Below are 16468 nucleotides of genomic sequence, written 5' to 3'. Positions count from 1 at the left end.
CACCCGCTGTTGTAATGCCATGCCAGGCACCCAGGTTCCCGGCGCCATGAACTTTTGCCATACAATTCGCGTAGTTCGCTCACCGCACAACATCCGAGCACGATAGCGAAGAGACCCAGCCCAAACCATGCTGACCGTTTCTCTGCCCTCCCGCTCCGGCACGCCTGCTCCAGCTTCTCCCCTGCATTTCCACGCAAACTTGATCTGACACAACACGCATAGTCCGCGCAGGCATCAAGGTCAGCTTTTAACCAGCGATCCCAACCGCATGTCCAGCGATCCTCTTGCGCCGCCCGTGCTGCGCCTGACGCTCACGCGCGATCCCCTCGCCAGCGCCGGCGACTGCCCCGCCGCGCCCGGCTGGCACGCCGAAACCCATGTGCTGTCCAGCGCGCGCGGCATCGGCAGCTGCCGCACCGTGCTCGATATCGGCCCGTCCGACGTCGTGCAACTGCTGCTGTGCGACGGCAGTTCGCTGCTGGCGGGCAGCCTCGACCTGCCACGCTACCTGGGACCGGCCACGGTGGCGCGCGACGGCGCCCCCGCCAGCATCGAAGTGGGACTGGCCTTGCGCCCGCAGGCGGCGCGCCAGCCGCCCGGCGCCAGCCGCGACGGCCTGGGCGCCTGGATGCTGCGGGCCGTGCGCGTGTACCGCTGCGGCGCCGCCGCCATGACGGCGCTGGCGGCGGCGGGCGCCTTCCAGGACCGCCAGCTGGAACAGCGCCTGGGCCTGTACCGCTGCGGCATCGAGGCGGGCAGCATGACGGCCGCCGCCAGCCTGCCCGCCGGGCCGGAACCGGTGCTGCTGCTGTTGCACGGCACGGCCTCGTCGACCCAGCGCAGCTTTGGCGGCCTGTGGCGCAACGGCCTGGCGCCGCAACTGGCGGCGCAATACGGCAACCGCATCTACGGCTATGAGCACCGCAGCCTCAGCGACAGCCCCATCGAGAATGCGCTGGCCCTCGTGCGCCAGCTGCCGCACGGCGCCGTGCTGCACCTGCTGGCCCATTCGCGCGGCGGCCTGGTCGGTGAATTGCTGGCGCGCGCGCAGCGCATCGACAGCCGCGGCGCCGTCGACCTGGCCGGCGACGGCCTGGAGCGACTGAGCGAAAACACGGTGGGCGGCGAAGCGTTCAACAGCCACGATATCGAACACTTCACGGCGCAGGCGCGGCTGGGCGGACGCGGCGGCTACGACGAGGATGCGTCGCGCCTGCGCGCACTCAGCGTGGAACTGAAGACGCGCGCCATCCGCATCGCCCGCTTCGTGCGCGTGGCGTGTCCTGCGCGCGGCACCACCCTGATGTCGGGCCGCCTCGACCGCTGGGCCAGCGTGATGCTCAACCTGCTGCTGCACGGCGGCGCTCCCGATGGCGCCATGGCCTTCCTGCTGGCTGTGGTGCAGCAGCGCTGCGACGCGCGCATCCTGCCCGGCCTGGAAGCGATGATGCCCGACTCGCCGCTGGTGGCGCTGCTCAACGCGCCCGACGTGCGCGTGGCCAGTCCGCTGCACGTGCTGGCCGGCGCCTGCAGCGGCGATGGCTTGCTGGGCTGGCTGGGCGACTGCCTCGGCGACCAGCTGTACGGCGGGCAGAACGACCTGGTGGTCAATTGCGCCTCGATGGCCGGCGGCGCCACGCGCAGCACGCCGGTGCGGCAACTGCTGCTGCGCGGGCCGCACACGCACCACCTGAACTACTTCGAGCGCGCGCCGTCCAGCCAGGCCGCCGTGCAGGCGCTGACCGGCGACGAGGCAGCCTACCAGCCGCTGCCCGGCATCGAGCACGGCCCGCTGGCGCGCGGCGGCGAAGTGCCGAAACGGCGCGCGCACGCGCCCATCGTGCTGCTGCTGCCCGATATCATGGGCAGCCACCTGCAAGTGGGCAGCAACCGCATCTGGTTCGACCCCGTCAACCTGGTCGAAGGGCGCATCGAACGCCTGGCCGTGGGCCAGCCGCACATCGTCAGCGCCGGCTGGATCGAGTCCTGCTATGAACCGTTTGCCCGTTTTCTTGCGCAAAGCCAGGAAGTGCGGCCCTTTACCTATGACTGGCGCCTCTCGCTGCAGCACTCCAGCAGCGCCTTCCTGCCCGTGCTCGACGACGCCATGCGCGACGCGGAACAGCGCGGACAGCCGCTGCGCATCGTCGCCCACGGCATGGGCGGACTGGTGGCGCGCCTGGCCCTGAAGGACCGCTGGCAGCGCTTCGGCGCCCTGCCCGGCAGCCGATTGCTGCAGGTGGGCACGGCCAACCGCGGCACGCAGGCGATGGTGCAAGTGCTGCTGGGGCGCGACCGGCTGGTGCAGATGCTGGCCTGCTGGATAGGCTGGAAGCACACGCGGCGCCAGTTTCTCGGCTTCGTGCGCGCCTTTCCCGGCGTGCTGGACATGCTGCCGTGGCCGCAGGCGGGCGGCATCGATTATTTCGACCCCGAGGCCTGGGCGCAGCTGGCCGCCGGCGACGCGCAAGCGAACCTGCCCGGCGGCTGGCAGGCGCCCGAGGCTCAAGCGCTGGCTGCGGCGCGCGCCACCGTCGCCCTGCTGGAAGCGGCACCGCTCGACGCCCGCCTTTGCAGCTATCTGGCCGGCTGCGCCGACACGCCGGTGGCGCTGCGCCTGCGCGACGGCGGCATCGAGACGGCCTGGTCGCCCGATGGCGATGGCCGCACGGCCTGGCAAGGCGCGGTGCCGGACGGCGTGGCCGCCTGTTACCTGCCGGTGGCGCATGGCGACCTGCTGCTGCAAAAAGACTACTACCCGGCCATCGCGCAGCTGCTCGACAACGGCCATGCCGCCGCCCTGCCCCGCCACCCGCCGCACGCGCCCGGCGGCGCCCCGCCCCGCTTCCATCCCTACGTGCCAGAGGCAACGCCGCTGTACCCGCAGGCGCAGGAATTGCTCGACGCGGCCATCGGCGCCGCCGGCCCGGCCAGCGCGCCGGAAAGCCGCGCGCCGCAGCTGAGCCTATCCGTCATCCACGGCAGCATGGCTTCGGCCGACGCGCCCGTCATGAGCGGCTGCTACGCGTCCGAATCGCTGCGCGGCAGCATGAGTTTTCTCGACCGCCTGCTGGCGGGCAAGCTGCAGGAAATCCACGCGCTGGGCCGCTTTCCGCAGCGCCCCGACTCCGCCCTCGTGGTGCTGCAGCCCGATGCGGCGCGCCGGCCCGGCGGCGCCATCGTCATTGGCCTGGGCGCGCTGGGCGAACTGACGCCGGGCGAACTGGCGCGCGCCTTTGCCGGCGGCCTGCTCGAATACGCGTGCGTCTGCCTGCAGGTGCGCGCCGCCGGCCACGTGGCCGCGCCGCCGATGGGCGAACACGGCTTGCGCGTGGCCAGCCTGCTGTCCGGTTCCGGCTATGGCGGCTTGAGCATCGCCCTGTGCGCACGGGCCCTGATCGACGGCGCGCGCAGCGCCAACCGGCGCCTCGAAGACGCGGGCATGGCGTGCCGCATCGGCCACATCGCCATCTATGAACAGTCCGAGGCGCGCGCCATCGCCGCCGCCGTGGCCATCGAACAGATCATGGCCGAAGCGCGCTACCAGGGCAGCTTCACGTTCGAGCGGCGCATCCGCCACAGCCCCGGCGGCTACCGGCGCATCCTGCCCAGCCTGAGCGGCGACAATGGCTGGCGCCGCGTGCAAATCGTCGCCGCCGATCTCTCCGGCGCCCTGCGTTTCACCGTGCTGACGGACCGCGCCCACAACAGCGTCGACGAGGAGCCGAACCAGCGGCAGGCCGTCGATGGCCTGATCATGGACGCCACCGACAACACCACCGACCAGCCGGGCCTGTCGCGCGCCCTGTACGAACTGATGCTGCCCAATGGCCTGAAGGCGGCCATCCCCGAGATGCGCGGCCTGATCCTGGCCGTCGACCAGAGCGCCGCCATCTATCCGTGGGAGCTGATGCGCGACGAGGCGGGCAGCGAGGAAAGCCCGCTGTCGACGCGCATCGGCATGGTGCGCCAACTGGCCAGCCTGCGCGAGCAGCCGCCCGCCGTCAGCCCGCCCAGCAACAGCGTGCTGGTGATCGGCGACACCGATTCCGGCCTGCCCGAACTGCCCGCCGCGCAGGCCGAGGCGCAAGACGTGGCGCACATGTTCAGCACGTACGGCTACCAGGTGCGCGAGCTGCTGCGCCCGCAGGCCCAGCGCGTGCTCGTGCACCTGTTCGACGAGCGCTATTTCGCCATCCACCTGGCCGGCCACGGCGAAGTGGCCGGCCCCGGCATCGCCCATACGGGCCTGGTGCTGGGACCGAAGACGCGGCTGACGGCGGCGCAGGTGGGTAAATTGAAGCGCGTGCCGCAATTCGTCTTCATCAATTGCTGCCACCTGGGCGACATGCGCCCGGACGCCATCGCGCCATGGTCGAAACTGGCCGCCAGCCTGGCCACGGCCTTCATTGAAATGGGTTCGCAGGCCGTGATCGCGGCCGGCTGGCGCATCGACGACCAGGCGGCCAGCATCTTCGCGCACAGCTTTTATCACGCCATGCTGAGCGGCGAATATTTCGGCGACGCCGTGCGCCTGGCGCGCGAAGCGGCCTACCTGCAGTTCCCCGCCTCGAACACCTGGGGCGCCTACCAGGCGTATGGCGACGACCGCTACCGCTTTCCGAATACCCAGAGCCGACCCTGGCAAGCGCCCGACTACCACTACCACGGCCATTTGCTGGCCGACCTGGAAACCCTGCACGCGCGCCTGGCCGGCGCCGATCCTGCACGCCGCGCGGCCATCGAGGAAAAGCTGGCCAGCATCGAGGAAGCCGTGCGCGCCCGCTTCTTCGGCTGCGCCGACATCCGCGAAAACATGGCCGCCACGCGCGCCGGCCTCGGTGGACTGGAGAACACCCTGCGCGCCATCGAACACTACCGGGCGGCGCACAGCGCGGCCGACGGCAAGGTGGGCTTGCGCGCGCTGGCGCACTGGGCGGAACTGGAAATACGCCAGGGCGCGGCCCTGTGCGGCCTCGATGCAGGCGCCGGCATCGAGGTGCCGGCCTTGCCCGATATGGCGCAGGGACGGCAGTTGCTGCAGGATGGGAAACAGCATATCGACCTGCTGGTGGCGCTGGCGCCCACGGCACAGCGCCTGGACCTGCTGGGACGCTACTGGGCCTTGCAGGCGCGCCTGGCCTGCCGCGAAGGAAACTCGGGCGCGCCGGCCCTGCGCGCCATGACGGATGCCTGCCTGGCCGCGCTGGAAGAAGCGCGGCGGCGCAGCGGCGTGGCCGACTGCGACCTGATTTTCCAGGTGCTGGCCGGTGCCCTGCTGCTGAAAGCCCATGGCGACGGCGGCGCCTGGCGCGCGCTCGATCCGCAGCTGGGCGACTTGCTGCACGACGCCATCGCCTATGCGCGCCAGCGCCACGCGGACGAACACCGCGCCATCGACGCCGGCGCCCCCGTGCGCGCCGCCCTGCTGGCGGCCCTGTGGCAGGTGCCGGACGGCCAGCCTTTCGACGTGCCCGCGCGCGCCGCTTTCCTGGCCCTGTATCACGACGCCGTGCGGCTCCACGGCAGCATCGGCGAACCCGAAACGATCACGGCGCCGCTGCGCTTCCTGCTTGAACTGCTGCCGTCCGACAGCCCGGACACCGGCTTGCGCAGCGCCGTGCAGGCGCTGGCCGGCCAGCTGCAGGCCTCATTCCCCGCTATCAGCCGGGCACCACCCCGTAATGGCGCGCATAGCGTTCGTCCAGATTCGCCAGCGGCATCATCATGAACATGTCGGCGCTTTCGAAATCGGGATCCCACGCCGGTTCGCCGCAAATCCAGGCGCCCGAACGCAGATAGCCCTTGATCAGCGGCGGCACTTGCGGCTTGTGCGCCGCTTCCACCTGGTGGATGGGGAAAGGCAGGTGCGGCGTGACGCGGTATTCGCTTGGGGCCATGTGCTTTTCGGCCAGCGCCTGGTACACGGCGACAGCGTTATGGCCGCCATCGGCCAGGCTGATGCTGGCGCAGCCGACCAGGTAGTCGCAGCGCTCGCGGCGCATGTACTCGGCCAGGCCCGACCACAGCAGCATGATCACGCTGCCGCCCCGGTATTTCGGGTGGATGCAGGCGCGGCCCGCTTCGACCATGCGTCCGCGCAGGTTCTTCAAGCGGCTCAGGTCGAACTCGTTTTCCGAATACAGCCGGCCGATCTTGGCCGCCTTGGCCGCGCTCAGCACGCGGTAGGTGCCCACCACTTTCAGGGTGTCGGCGTCGCGCACGATCAGGTGATCGCAGTGCGCGTCGAATTCATCGCTGTCGAGGCCATCGGCGTTCGCCAGCGACGTCAGCCCCATGGTCTCGATAAACACTTTGTAACGCAAACGCTGCACTTCGCGCAATTCCGACGCTGTCGTGGCCTGGCTCAGCACCAGTTGGACCGGACGGGCCTTGGCTTCGTTTGATGCGATTATGTTTTGCATGGTTTCATCCCTGTGATCAAGACGACTCCAGCGTACTTGCCTAATATGTCAGGAAAATGACAGCCGAATGTCATTTCCGTGACGCAAGTCAATGTCATTCGGGGATCGTGCATAATTACCACACTCGCCCAGCCGAAAGAGCCCATGAAAGACCAGGACGCACCGCACATCACGCCCTACACCAAGCCGGCCGCCGGCTGGGACGCCCTGAAACACGTGGCCATCAGCCTGCGCCAGGAGCGGGTCGCGCCCGAGAATCTGAAGGCGCTGCTGGCGCAAAACCAGCCGGACGGTTTCGATTGCCCCGGCTGCGCCTGGCCCGACCGCAACCACGCTTCCACGTTTGCCTTTTGCGAAAACGGCGCCAAGGCCGTCGCCGCCGAAGCGACCAGCCGCCGCGCCGGCCCCGAGCTGTTCGCCAGCCACACTGTCACGCAACTGCTGGAACAGTCGGACTACGCGCTCGAACAGCACGGCCGCCTGACGGAACCGATGGTGTACGACGCCGCCAGCGACCGCTATGTGCCAATCGCCTGGGAAGACGCCTATGCCCTCGTGGGGCGCCACCTGCGCGCCCTGCCCGACCCGGACCAGGCCGCGTTCTACACATCGGGACGCGCCAGCAACGAGGCCGCCTTTTTGTACCAGCTGATGGCGCGCCTGTACGGCACCAACAACTTCCCTGACTGCTCCAACATGTGCCACGAGGCGACCAGCCGCGGCTTGCCGGCCACCGTGGGCATCGGCAAGGGCACGGTGACCCTGGCCGACTTCGAACTGGCCGACACCATCCTCATCTTCGGCCAGAATCCCGCCACCAACCACCCGCGCATGCTGGGCGAACTGCGCGACTGCGCGCGCCGCGGCGGCAGCATCGTCTCCATCAATCCCCTGCGCGAACGGGGCTTGCAGCGCTTCATGGACCCGCAAAGCGCGCTGGAAATGGCGACCCTGGGCAGCACGCGCCTGGCCGGCCTGTTCGTGCAACCGACGCTGGGCGGTGACTTCGCCCTGATCAAGGCCGTCGCCAAGCGCGTCGTCGAGCATGACGATGCGGCGCACGCGGCAGGCAGGCCTGCCGTCATCGACCACGCCTTCATCATTGAGCACTGCAGCGGTTTCGACGCCTTCCGCGACGACCTGCGCGCGGAAAACTGGGAACTGCTCGTGGCAGAATCGGGCGTGAATCGTGCGCAGATCGAGGCATTGACGGACATCTTCGTCAATGGGCAGCGCATCATCGCCACCTGGGGCATGGGCCTGACGCAGCACAAGCACAGCGTGGCGGCCATCCGCATGCTGTCAAACCTGATGATGTTGCGCGGGCAGATCGGCAAGCCGGGCGCCGGCCTGTGTCCCGTGCGCGGCCACTCCAACGTGCAGGGCGACCGCACGGTGGGCATCGAGGAAAAGCCGACGGCGTCCTTCCTCGACCGCCTGGGGCACGTATATGGTTTTGCGCCGCCGCGCGCGCATGGCCACGACGTGGTGGCCACCATCGCAGCCATGCAGCGCGGCGAGGTAAAAGTGTTCATCGCGCTGGGCGGCAATTTCGCGGCCGCCACGCCGGACACGCCGCTGACCTTTGCCGCCCTGCGCCAGTGCACGCTGACGGTGCAGGTGGCCACCAAGCTCAATCGCAGCCATCTGGTCATCGGCAAGGAAGCGCTGCTGCTGCCCACCCTGGGGCGCACGGAAATCGACCTGCAAGGCGGCGTGGCGCAGGGCGTGACGGTGGAAGACTCGATGAGCATGGTGCATATTTCGTATGGCCGCAATACGCCCGCTGCGCCGCAGCTGCGCTCGGAAGTGGCCATCGTGGCCGGCATGGCTGAAGCGACGGTGGGGAGCGTCCTGGTGAACTGGCGCGCCTATGCAGCCGACTATGCGCGCATCCGCGACGACATCGAAAAGGTGTTTGACGACTTTTACGACTACAACGCCAGGGTGGCGCAGCCGGGCGGCTTTCATCTGACGGTGGCGTCGCGCGAGCGCGTGTGGAAGACGGCCAGCGGCAAGGCCAGCTTCCTCGTCGCCCCGCTGGACCTCGATACGCCGCTGCACCGTGCTAGAGCGCGCCACGGCGAACGCCTGATGGTCTTGATGAGCACGCGTTCGCACGACCAGTACAACACCACCATCTACGGCATGGATGACCGCTACCGGGGCGTGTACGGCACGCGCAAGGTCGTCTTCGCCAATGCGGACGATATCGCCATGCTGGGCTTTGCCGATGGCGACATGGTGGACTTGATCGGCGCCTGGGACGATGGCGTGGCGCGCCGCGCCGATGGCTTCCGGCTCGTCGCCTACGACATCCCGCGCGGCTGCCTGGGTGCGTACTATCCGGAGACGAACGCGCTGGTGCCGCTGGCCAGCACGGCCGACGGCGCCGGCACGCCCACGTCGAAGTCCGTGCCCGTGCTGCTGCAACGCAGTGAAGTTAAAGCGTGATGCCGGGCGTGTAATCGACGTAGGCATCCTGGCGGCAGAATCCCACCAGCTTCATGCCCGCCTGCGAGGCGATGGAAACGGCCAGCGAACTGGGGGCGGAAATCGTCGCCAGCAGCGGAATCCGCATGCGCGCAGCCTTGCGCGCCAGCTCGTAGCTGCCGCGGCTGGACAGAAAGACGAAACCGCGCCGCATGTCGGCTCCGCTCAGCGCGAGATGGCCGATCAGTTTATCGAGGCCGTTGTGGCGGCCGACATCCTCGAACACGCACACGATATCGCCATCGGGCGTGCACCACGCGGCCGCGTGCACGCCACCCGTTTCCCGCATCAGTGCCTGATGCTCGCGCAAGCCGGCGGAGGCACGCGCCAGTGCGGCCGGCAGGTCGACGCGGATCAGGGATGGCGGCAGCGGCGCCGGCTGCAAGTCGAGCATGTCGATGCTGTCGATGCCGCACACACCGCAGCCCGTGCGGCCCGTCAGTTGGCGGCGCCGGTCCTTCAGCCGCACGAAATCTTCCTGGGCGATGCTCAACGCTACTTCGGCGGAATCGGGACGCAGGAACACTTCGCAATCGAAGATGGCATCGGCGGAAGCGACCACGCCTTCCGTCAGCGCGAAGCCGTAGGCAAACGCTTCCAGGTCGCGCGGCGTGGCCATCATGACGACGTGGGAAATGCCATTGAAGACCAGCGCGACGGGGATTTCCTCGGCGACGTGGTCGATGGCGGGGGTAGCAACGCCCGCCTGGTGGCGGACGATGGCGCGCTCGACGAAGCCGGCGCGTTCGATCTCTGTATCTTCTGACATGGCAACCATGGGGGAACTTTCACAGGCCCCATGGTAAACCAGAACGGCCAGGCAGGGGGCGGCCCCTGCCCGCGCCATCAATCCTTCTTCGGACGGCCCGTTTTCAGCTGCGGCAAGCCGGCCAGCACGTTTTGCAGGGTGGCCAGGTCGATCTGGCTGATCAGCGCTACGCCGATGCGCAGCAATTCGCTTTTCTTGATCTCGAAACCGGCCTTCAGGCAGGCTTTCTTCACCTGGCCCAGGACTTCGTATTCCGCCTCCGGCATGGTGAAGCTGTCGCGCACGAGTTTCGGCTTGCGGGCTTTTTCCTTGACGGCGACGACCTTGGCGGCCGGCGCTTTTTTCGCTGGCGCAGGCTTGGCGGCTGGTTTGGCTACCGCTTTGACGGCGGCTTTCGCTGCCGGCTTGGCGGCAGGCTTGGCGGCGGGTTTCGCAGCGACTTTGGCCGCTGGCTTGGCAACGGCTTTCACTGCCGCCTTGGCGGCTGGTTTGGCGACGACGGCCTTGGCCGCCGGCTTGGCGGCTGGCGCCTTGGCAGCGGCAGGCTTGGCGGCGGCAGGCTTCGCTGCTACTGGCTTCGCTGCTACTGGCTTCGCTGCTGCCGGCTTCGCTGCGGCAGGTTTGGCGGCCACTGGCTTGACGGCGGCTTTTGCCACCGGCTTGGCTGCGGGCTTCACTGCAGGCTTGGCGGCCGGTGCGGCTTTGGCCGCTGCCGCATTGATCGAGGCGCTGGTAGGAAACATCGATACGGGCGCGCTGTCGGGCTTTTTCGCTGGGACGGTTTTGGTCATGGATTTTCCAATCTAGTAAATAATATAAACAATATATACTGTTTTTAAAAATCTTGCTTGCTGCACATCAAGTCATGCGCATGGCATGACCCAATGATCCACTACGCGCTGGCGCGGATGGTGAAATCGACCCCCACCTCGTCCCAGAATTCCTGCTCCTTCTCGATCCAGAACGACACGGTCGGATGGTGCGCCACCCAGCCGCGCTTGATATCGAGCTCGATGCGGTTCTTCATGCGCAGGCGCAGTTCGCTGAAATCGGCTTCAATGCGCGCATGCATGAGCAAAATCGACAGGCGCAGCGCCAGCACGGCCTTGGCGAAATCGGGGTCGGACAGCACTTCGCCGATCTTGCGCAAGTTGCCCTTCTGCGCCAGGATCAGCCGGCTCATGGTCTTCTGTTCGCGCGTGGTAAAACCGGGCAAGTCCGCGTTTTCCACGATGTAGGAGGCATGCTTGTGGTAGCCCGTCTGCGACACGGCCAGTCCCACTTCGTGCAGCAGGCTGCTCCAGCGCAGGCATTTCACGAGGGCGTCGGACGTGGGCTTGAGCTGCGCGTACATGGCCAGCGCCTGCTCGGCCACCCTGCCGGCGCGCTGCTGGTCGATATGGAATTTCTCCATGCAGCCCTGCACCGACTGTTCGCGGCGGTCGCGCTTGGTCGAGCGCAGGTACAGATCCCACATCACGCCCATGCGCAAGCCCGCCTCGATCGGCGTCATGGCGGGAATGGCCAGTTCGCGGAACAGGCCGATCAAGATGGCCAGGCCGCCGACGATGGTGCTGGCGCGGTCGGGCCGCAAGCCGGGCATGTCGATGCGGCTCGTGTGACCGAGTTCGATGAAGCGGCGCGCCAGCGCGTCAAGGCTGGCGCTCGTGAGCAAGCCGTCACCGAGCTTGTTGCGGGCGATGATGTCGGCGATCGTGCGGATGGTGCCGGAAGAACCATAGGCCGTCTTCCAGTGCTGCGGATGGTATGGCGGTGCCGCATCCTCGAAATGGCTGCGCGCCGACAGGATGGCCGCCTCGAACGACGGCGCGTCGATGCGCCCGCCGATGAAGAACGACAGGCTTTGCTTGACGGTGCCCAGGCTGAACGACTCGACCCGCTCGATATCGTTGCCGCGCCCCAGTATCAGTTCCGTCGAGCCGCCGCCGATATCCATCACCAGCCGGCGTTCGCCGGGTATGGCCAGCGCATTGGCCACGCCCATGTAGATCAAGCGCCCCTCTTCCTCGCCCGAGATGATTTCGATCGGGTAGCCGATGGCTTGCTCGGCCAGCGGCAGGAAGACGGCGCCGTTGCGCGCCACGCGCATGGCCGACGTGGCCACCACGCGCACGGCATCGAGCTCGAAGCCCGCGAGGATGGTGCGAAAGCGCTGCAGGCAGGCCAGCGCGCCCTGCATGGCCGCCTCGGTCAGGTCGCCATTGGCATCCAGGCCGGCGGCCAGGCGTATCGGATCGCGCACGCTCTTGACCACGCGGATCGTGTCGCCATCATGCTTGCCGACGTGTAAACGAAAACTGTTGGACCCCAGGTCCACCGCTGCATACATACTGGCCTCTTGTCTTGTCATTGCTGTGCCAACTGAAAAAGTTGGCAAACTCAGTTGCTAAACTATATAAATCATTTAAACGATTTAAAAATCCTACCACACTACCGCCATCGTATGACAGCGGCGTGACAGGATTGTGACAAAACGGCGCGTAGCCGTGACGTTTAAGAACGTCTGACAAAACCGTAGCGAGCGGAAGGAAGTTGTGGTTGAGAAGCGCAACTGTACGAAGGTACAGTGAGCATCGCAAACCACAAATTCCGACGCGCAGTAGGTTTTGACAGGTGTTCTACGGCACGATGGTGGTAAATAAATATACGGCGAAAATCACCAGGTGCACCGTGCCCTGCATGACCGTGGTGCGGCCCGTGCCCAGCGACAGGGTGGCCACCATCAGCGACAGCAGCAGCAGCACCGTCGACTTGATATCGAGCCCCAGGGTAATCGTCAGGCCCGTGGCCAGCGACACCACGACAACGGCGGGTATCGTCAGGCCGATGCTGGCCAGCGCGGAGCCGAGCGCCAGGTTCAGACTCGTTTGCAGGCGGTTGGCACGCGCGGCGCGCACGGCGGCCAGGCCCTCTGGCAGCAGCACGATGGCGGCGATGACGATGCCGACCAGAGTTTTCGGTGCACCCATGGCGGCAATCGCCGTCTCCAGCGCGGGCGCCAGCGACTTGGCCAGCAGCACCACGGCGCCCAGGCACACCAGCAGCGCGCCGGCGCTGACCCAGGCGACTGTTGGCGTGGGTGGCGCCGCATGCACCTCTTCATCACCGACGGCTTCCTTGGGCAGGAAGTAATCGCGGTGGCGCACCGTCTGCACCAGCACGAAGGTGCCATACAGGACGAGGGAAATGACGGCGATGAAGATCAGCTGGCTGGAATTGTAGAAGGGGCCGGCGGCGCTCGACGTGTAGTTCGGCAGCACCAGGGTCAGAACGGCGATGGCCGCCAGGGTGGCCAGCGAAGCGCTCACGCCCAGCAGGCCGAAGGTCTGCTCACGGTGGCGCCCTGCGCCCAGCAGCAAACAGATACCGACGATGCCGTTCAGGATGATCATGATGGCGGCAAACACGGTGTCGCGCGCCAGGCCCGTCGTTTCCGGTCCGCCGGCCAGCATCAGCGAGACGATCAGCGCCACCTCGATCAGGGTCACGGCCAGCGCCAGCACCAGGGTGCCGTACGGTTCGCCGATGCGGTGCGCCACCACTTCCGCGTGGTACACGGCGGCCAGCACGCTGCCGATCAGGCCAGCGACCAGCAGGATCTGGTAGGCGCCGCCGACATTGAAGGTGGAACCGAACAGGAACAGCCAGCCGGCAATCGGGGCGGCAAGCGGCCATACAGGCAGGGATTTAAGCATTTTCATTATGGGCCTGGCAAGAGTAAAAAAGGGGAACTGCGGTGTGGACAGCAAAGGACAACAAGGGCAGCCTGGCGTGCATGCCACAGCATAACTTGCCTAGCTTAAATGAAAGTTAGGGAATGCACATGTTCCGGTGAAGGCGCTCCACGCCTGGCTCACCGTTCAATCACCTTGCCGTGGCGCACGTGCTTGCTACCAGCAACTATAGTCCCTTTGGTAACATGCCGTTGCAATTTCCTTGTCTTTTTGCTTCCGGCTGCCGTCATAATGCAGGATCCGCCTTCGCGGCACCGACCAAGGACCAACCATGATTTCCATAAACAGCACAGCCATGCGCACGTTCTTCTTCGCGGGCAGCCTGCTGTGCGCCGCCGCCCACGCGGACACGCCGCCAGCGGACGCCGCGCAAGTTGACGCGGACTGGGCCACTGCGGCCGCGCCTGCAACTGCGTCAGAGTCACGCTGGCAAGACAGCCTGCCGCCCGCGCCGCCCGTGGCGCCACGCGAAGAAAAGATACTGCCCAAAAGTGAATGGCTCACTGTCGAGCCGATGAAAGTGCCCGACCGGCGCTGCGATCCGGGCCTCGATGCCCTGTTCCTGCCCAAGGAATGCGGCAAGGAACCGAGCTGGCTGGGCTCGCACAAGAAGTAATCCGATTTAAATATCGAGAGTGCTGGCAGCTTGCGCCTCGACGACGCGGTTGCGGCCCGCCTGCTTGGCCGATTGCAGCGCCTCGTCGGCCCGCTTGAACAGGCTGACGGTGCTGTCTTCCGCGCGGATGGTGGTCACGCCCAGGCTGGCCGTCAGTTGCAGCACGGCGCGCTCCGTCTTGACGGGCAGCGCTTCGACAGCGGCGCGGATCCGCTCGGCCACCATCAGCGCATCGACCAGGGTCGTGCGCGGCAGCTGGATGGCGAATTCGGCGCCGCCCAGGCGGCCCATCAGGTCGCTGTCGCGCAACTGCTGGCGGCAGGTGTCGACGATGGTTTTCAGCACAGCATCGCCGACGGGATGGCCATAGCTGTCGTTGACTCGTTTGAAGTGGTCGATATTGAGCACCACCAGCGCCGTCGGCAAACCGGGCCGGCGCGCCAGCGCCATCCATGGCGCCAGCGCCTGGTAAAAGCCGCGCCGGTTCGGCACGCCCGTGGCCGCGTCGAGCACTTCCAGCCGCGCCAGCTCGCCGCCCAGTTTTTCACGCGACAGCAGCAGATAGCCGAAGGCGTTCGTCAGCATCATCAGGTACAGGGCGCCGAAGCCGGCCAGCTGCATCAGCTCCGCGTCAAAACCGGGGACGGCGGCGGCCAGCACGCCGCGCGCGGCGATCAGCAAGGACAGCAGGCCCATGCTGACGACGAGGAAGCGGCGCAGCATGCTCGCCTCGCGCCACTTCAGGCACAGGGCCGCCACGCCGGAGAGGAAGAAACCGGCCACGATCAGCGAACCGCCGGCGCTGCGCAGCAGCGGCGCCACGTCGAACAGGTAGCAGGCGGCAAACAGTCCCACCGACAGGCCCAGCGCCGGCAGCACGGTGCGGCGCCAGCCGTTGCGCCCGGCCGCCTGCCACAACGCGCCCGCATCGAGCGCCATGCCGGCAAACAGCAGGCTGTTGCCGAGCAGGATGGAGAGGAAATCGGGCAGCACGCCGCGGAAATACAGCAGACACCAGGCAATGGCCTGGCATTGCTTGGCCACCGCCCAGGTAGACATGCTGAGCGACTTCTTGCGCTCGTACTCGAAGAAGAACAGGGCGGCGCACAGGCTCAGGTTGCCGAGCGCCAGGGCCAGTACCAGGGTCTTGATATCCATGGGCTACGCGATCGATGCGCAGGCGCGGCGCGCCAGGTCAGATTTCGTGTTCGACATTGGTGCTGCCGTCGCCGATCTTGCTGGCCCACGCCTGCACGAAATACTGCTTTTCCACTTCGCTGGGCGCCTCGTGCCAGAACACGATCAGGGTGCCCTTGTGGTCGTGAATTTGCGCCACTTTTTCAATGAATCCGACATTGGCGGCCTGGTCGGCCAGCGCCGCCGCGTAACCATACACGCGCGTCAGCCGCTCGATGCGGTCAGGCTCCGTGAAACTGTTCGTCGCCGTAATGATGGGGTGATCCAAAAACATGCTTGTCTCCATGGTGCCCGACTGCGCGGCCGTGCCGCCGCGCGCCGTACATATACGCATGCTCGGCGCGGATTAATCGGGTATGCTCACGGGAGCTTATCAGATTTCTCTGAATGCAACAAAGCATCTCCCCCAGCCTACTCAGCGAAGTCGTCCCATGCCGGAAAACAGAAGCACCACCCCACTTGCCCCGCAGGTGCATACCTGTGGCGACCGGCGCCGCCTGGAATTCCAGCCCGGCATGATCCAGAGCGAAATGCTGCTGTCGCGCCCCGACCATCTGCTGCTGCGCTATGCGCGCGCCATGATGTGTTTTACGCTGTTCGTGCCGCGCCCGCGGCACATCCTGATGGTGGGACTGGGCGGCGGTTCGCTGCTGAAATTCTGCCACCGCCACCTGCCCGAGACGTGCATCACGGTGCTGGAATTGCGCGCCGACGTGATCGCCCTGCGCGAGCAGTTCATGCTGCCGCCCGACGATGCGCGCCTGCGCATCATCGAGACGGATGCCGTCAGCTACATCCGCCAGCATCCGGGCTGCGCCGACGTGCTGCTGCTCGACGGCTACGACGAAACGGGCTTGCCGCCCGCCCTCGGCAGCGCCCGCTTCTACGCGGACTGCCTGCGCGCCCTGCTGCCCGGCGGCGTGCTGGTGGCCAACCTGTTCAGCTATGACGAGCACTACCCCGCCATGCTGGCGCGGCTGATGCTCACCTTCCGCGGCGCCGTCTGCCACTTCGATGGCATCGCCGGCAATAACCGCATCGTCTTCGCAGCCAAGCCCGGGCAGGACCCGGGCGCCGGCGGCCGCGCCGTGCGCGTGGTGCGCCTGGTGCGCTGGCGCCGGATGGCCGGCCTGGCGTTCCTGAACCGCTTTCTGCCGGCATGGCAATTGTGGCGTTTGCGCCGCCAGTCCGGCGCGGGCAGCGACTGAAAGTC

The 16468-nt window shown here is 67.0% G+C and carries 11 protein-coding genes; 4 read left to right on the top strand and 7 right to left on the bottom strand.

Annotated elements, in window-relative coordinates; all coding sequences use genetic code 11:
* The first annotated feature begins 268 nt into the window (after positions 1–268).
* Entirely contained in the window at positions 269–5731 is a 5463-nt protein-coding gene (locus KO538_RS29640) for a CHAT domain-containing protein (protein WP_219328316.1), read from the top strand.
* Here the strand turns inward: KO538_RS29640 and KO538_RS10835 are convergent.
* Positions 5664–6425, bottom strand: coding sequence for a GNAT family N-acetyltransferase (locus KO538_RS10835; RefSeq protein WP_034757395.1), 762 nt, complete (start codon positions 6423–6425; stop codon positions 5664–5666). The genes KO538_RS29640 and KO538_RS10835 overlap by 68 nt on opposite strands.
* A 144-nt stretch (positions 6426–6569) precedes the next feature.
* Here KO538_RS10835 and KO538_RS10830 point away from each other — a divergent pair, with 144 nt between their 5' ends.
* A complete protein-coding gene (locus KO538_RS10830; protein WP_219328315.1) occupies positions 6570–8879 on the top strand; it encodes an FdhF/YdeP family oxidoreductase in 2310 nt (769 codons plus the stop codon).
* Here KO538_RS10830 and fdhD read toward each other — a convergent pair.
* The 4 genes from fdhD to KO538_RS10810 all read right to left on the bottom strand — a co-directional run bounded on the left by fdhD (position 8869) and on the right by KO538_RS10810 (position 13409).
* Entirely contained in the window at positions 8869–9696 is an 828-nt protein-coding gene (fdhD, locus tag KO538_RS10825; protein WP_219328314.1) for a formate dehydrogenase accessory sulfurtransferase FdhD, read from the bottom strand. The two genes, KO538_RS10830 and fdhD, sit on opposite strands and share 11 nt — an antisense overlap.
* 68 nt (positions 9697–9764) lie before the next feature.
* On the bottom strand, positions 9765–10478 hold the full coding sequence (locus tag KO538_RS10820; protein WP_219328313.1) for a hypothetical protein: 714 nt from the start codon (positions 10476–10478) through the stop codon (positions 9765–9767).
* Positions 10479–10579: 101 nt separating this feature from the next.
* Entirely contained in the window at positions 10580–12037 is a 1458-nt protein-coding gene (locus KO538_RS10815; protein ID WP_219328463.1) for a Ppx/GppA phosphatase family protein, read from the bottom strand.
* Between the two features lie 289 nt (positions 12038–12326).
* Positions 12327–13409 (bottom strand): calcium:proton antiporter, encoded by a 1083-nt coding sequence (locus tag KO538_RS10810; RefSeq protein ID WP_034757382.1) that lies wholly within the window; start codon positions 13407–13409, stop codon positions 12327–12329.
* A gap of 304 nt (positions 13410–13713) precedes the next feature.
* Here KO538_RS10810 and KO538_RS10805 point away from each other — a divergent pair, with 304 nt between their 5' ends.
* Positions 13714–14058 (top strand): hypothetical protein, encoded by a 345-nt coding sequence (locus KO538_RS10805; protein WP_219328312.1) that lies wholly within the window; start codon positions 13714–13716, stop codon positions 14056–14058.
* A 6-nt stretch (positions 14059–14064) separates the two neighbouring features.
* Here KO538_RS10805 and KO538_RS10800 read toward each other — a convergent pair whose 3' ends face one another.
* The gene (locus KO538_RS10800; RefSeq protein ID WP_219328310.1) at positions 14065–15216 is read right to left on the bottom strand and encodes a diguanylate cyclase; all 1152 of its coding nucleotides are present in this window, start codon (positions 15214–15216) and stop codon (positions 14065–14067) included.
* A gap of 37 nt (positions 15217–15253) precedes the next feature.
* A complete protein-coding gene (locus tag KO538_RS10795) occupies positions 15254–15529 on the bottom strand; it encodes a hypothetical protein (protein WP_034757372.1) in 276 nt (91 codons plus the stop codon).
* Between the two features lie 157 nt (positions 15530–15686).
* Here KO538_RS10795 and KO538_RS10790 point away from each other — a divergent pair, with 157 nt between their 5' ends.
* Positions 15687–16463: a transferase spermidine synthase gene (locus tag KO538_RS10790; RefSeq protein WP_219328309.1), complete on the top strand. Its 777-nt coding sequence runs from the start codon at positions 15687–15689 to the stop codon at positions 16461–16463.
* Positions 16464–16468 lie beyond the last annotated feature (5 nt).

The sequence above is a fragment of the Janthinobacterium sp. NKUCC08_JDC genome, from assembly GCF_019345575.1.
GTDB lineage: Bacteria > Pseudomonadota > Gammaproteobacteria > Burkholderiales > Burkholderiaceae_D > Janthinobacterium > Janthinobacterium aestuarii.
The sequence above is the reverse complement of the archived record's forward strand: the minus strand, read 5'-3'. Positions and strand labels throughout refer to the sequence as shown.

What these genes read in the sequence shown, in the direction of transcription:
- KO538_RS10835 (WP_034757395.1), bottom strand. Translation starts at nt 6,425, where the DNA reads ATGCAAAACATAATCGCATCAAACGAAGCCAAGGCCCGTCCGGTCCAA.
- KO538_RS29640 (WP_219328316.1), top strand. Translation starts at nt 269, where the DNA reads ATGTCCAGCGATCCTCTTGCGCCGCCCGTGCTGCGCCTGACGCTCACG.
- KO538_RS10815 (WP_219328463.1), bottom strand. Translation starts at nt 12,037, where the DNA reads ATGTATGCAGCGGTGGACCTGGGGTCCAACAGTTTTCGTTTACACGTC.
- KO538_RS10805 (WP_219328312.1), top strand. Translation starts at nt 13,714, where the DNA reads ATGATTTCCATAAACAGCACAGCCATGCGCACGTTCTTCTTCGCGGGC.
- KO538_RS10830 (WP_219328315.1), top strand. Translation starts at nt 6,570, where the DNA reads ATGAAAGACCAGGACGCACCGCACATCACGCCCTACACCAAGCCGGCC.
- KO538_RS10810 (WP_034757382.1), bottom strand. Translation starts at nt 13,409, where the DNA reads ATGAAAATGCTTAAATCCCTGCCTGTATGGCCGCTTGCCGCCCCGATT.
- fdhD (WP_219328314.1), bottom strand. Translation starts at nt 9,696, where the DNA reads ATGGTTGCCATGTCAGAAGATACAGAGATCGAACGCGCCGGCTTCGTC.
- KO538_RS10820 (WP_219328313.1), bottom strand. Translation starts at nt 10,478, where the DNA reads ATGACCAAAACCGTCCCAGCGAAAAAGCCCGACAGCGCGCCCGTATCG.
- KO538_RS10800 (WP_219328310.1), bottom strand. Translation starts at nt 15,216, where the DNA reads ATGGATATCAAGACCCTGGTACTGGCCCTGGCGCTCGGCAACCTGAGC.
- KO538_RS10795 (WP_034757372.1), bottom strand. Translation starts at nt 15,529, where the DNA reads ATGTTTTTGGATCACCCCATCATTACGGCGACGAACAGTTTCACGGAG.
- KO538_RS10790 (WP_219328309.1), top strand. Translation starts at nt 15,687, where the DNA reads ATGCCGGAAAACAGAAGCACCACCCCACTTGCCCCGCAGGTGCATACC.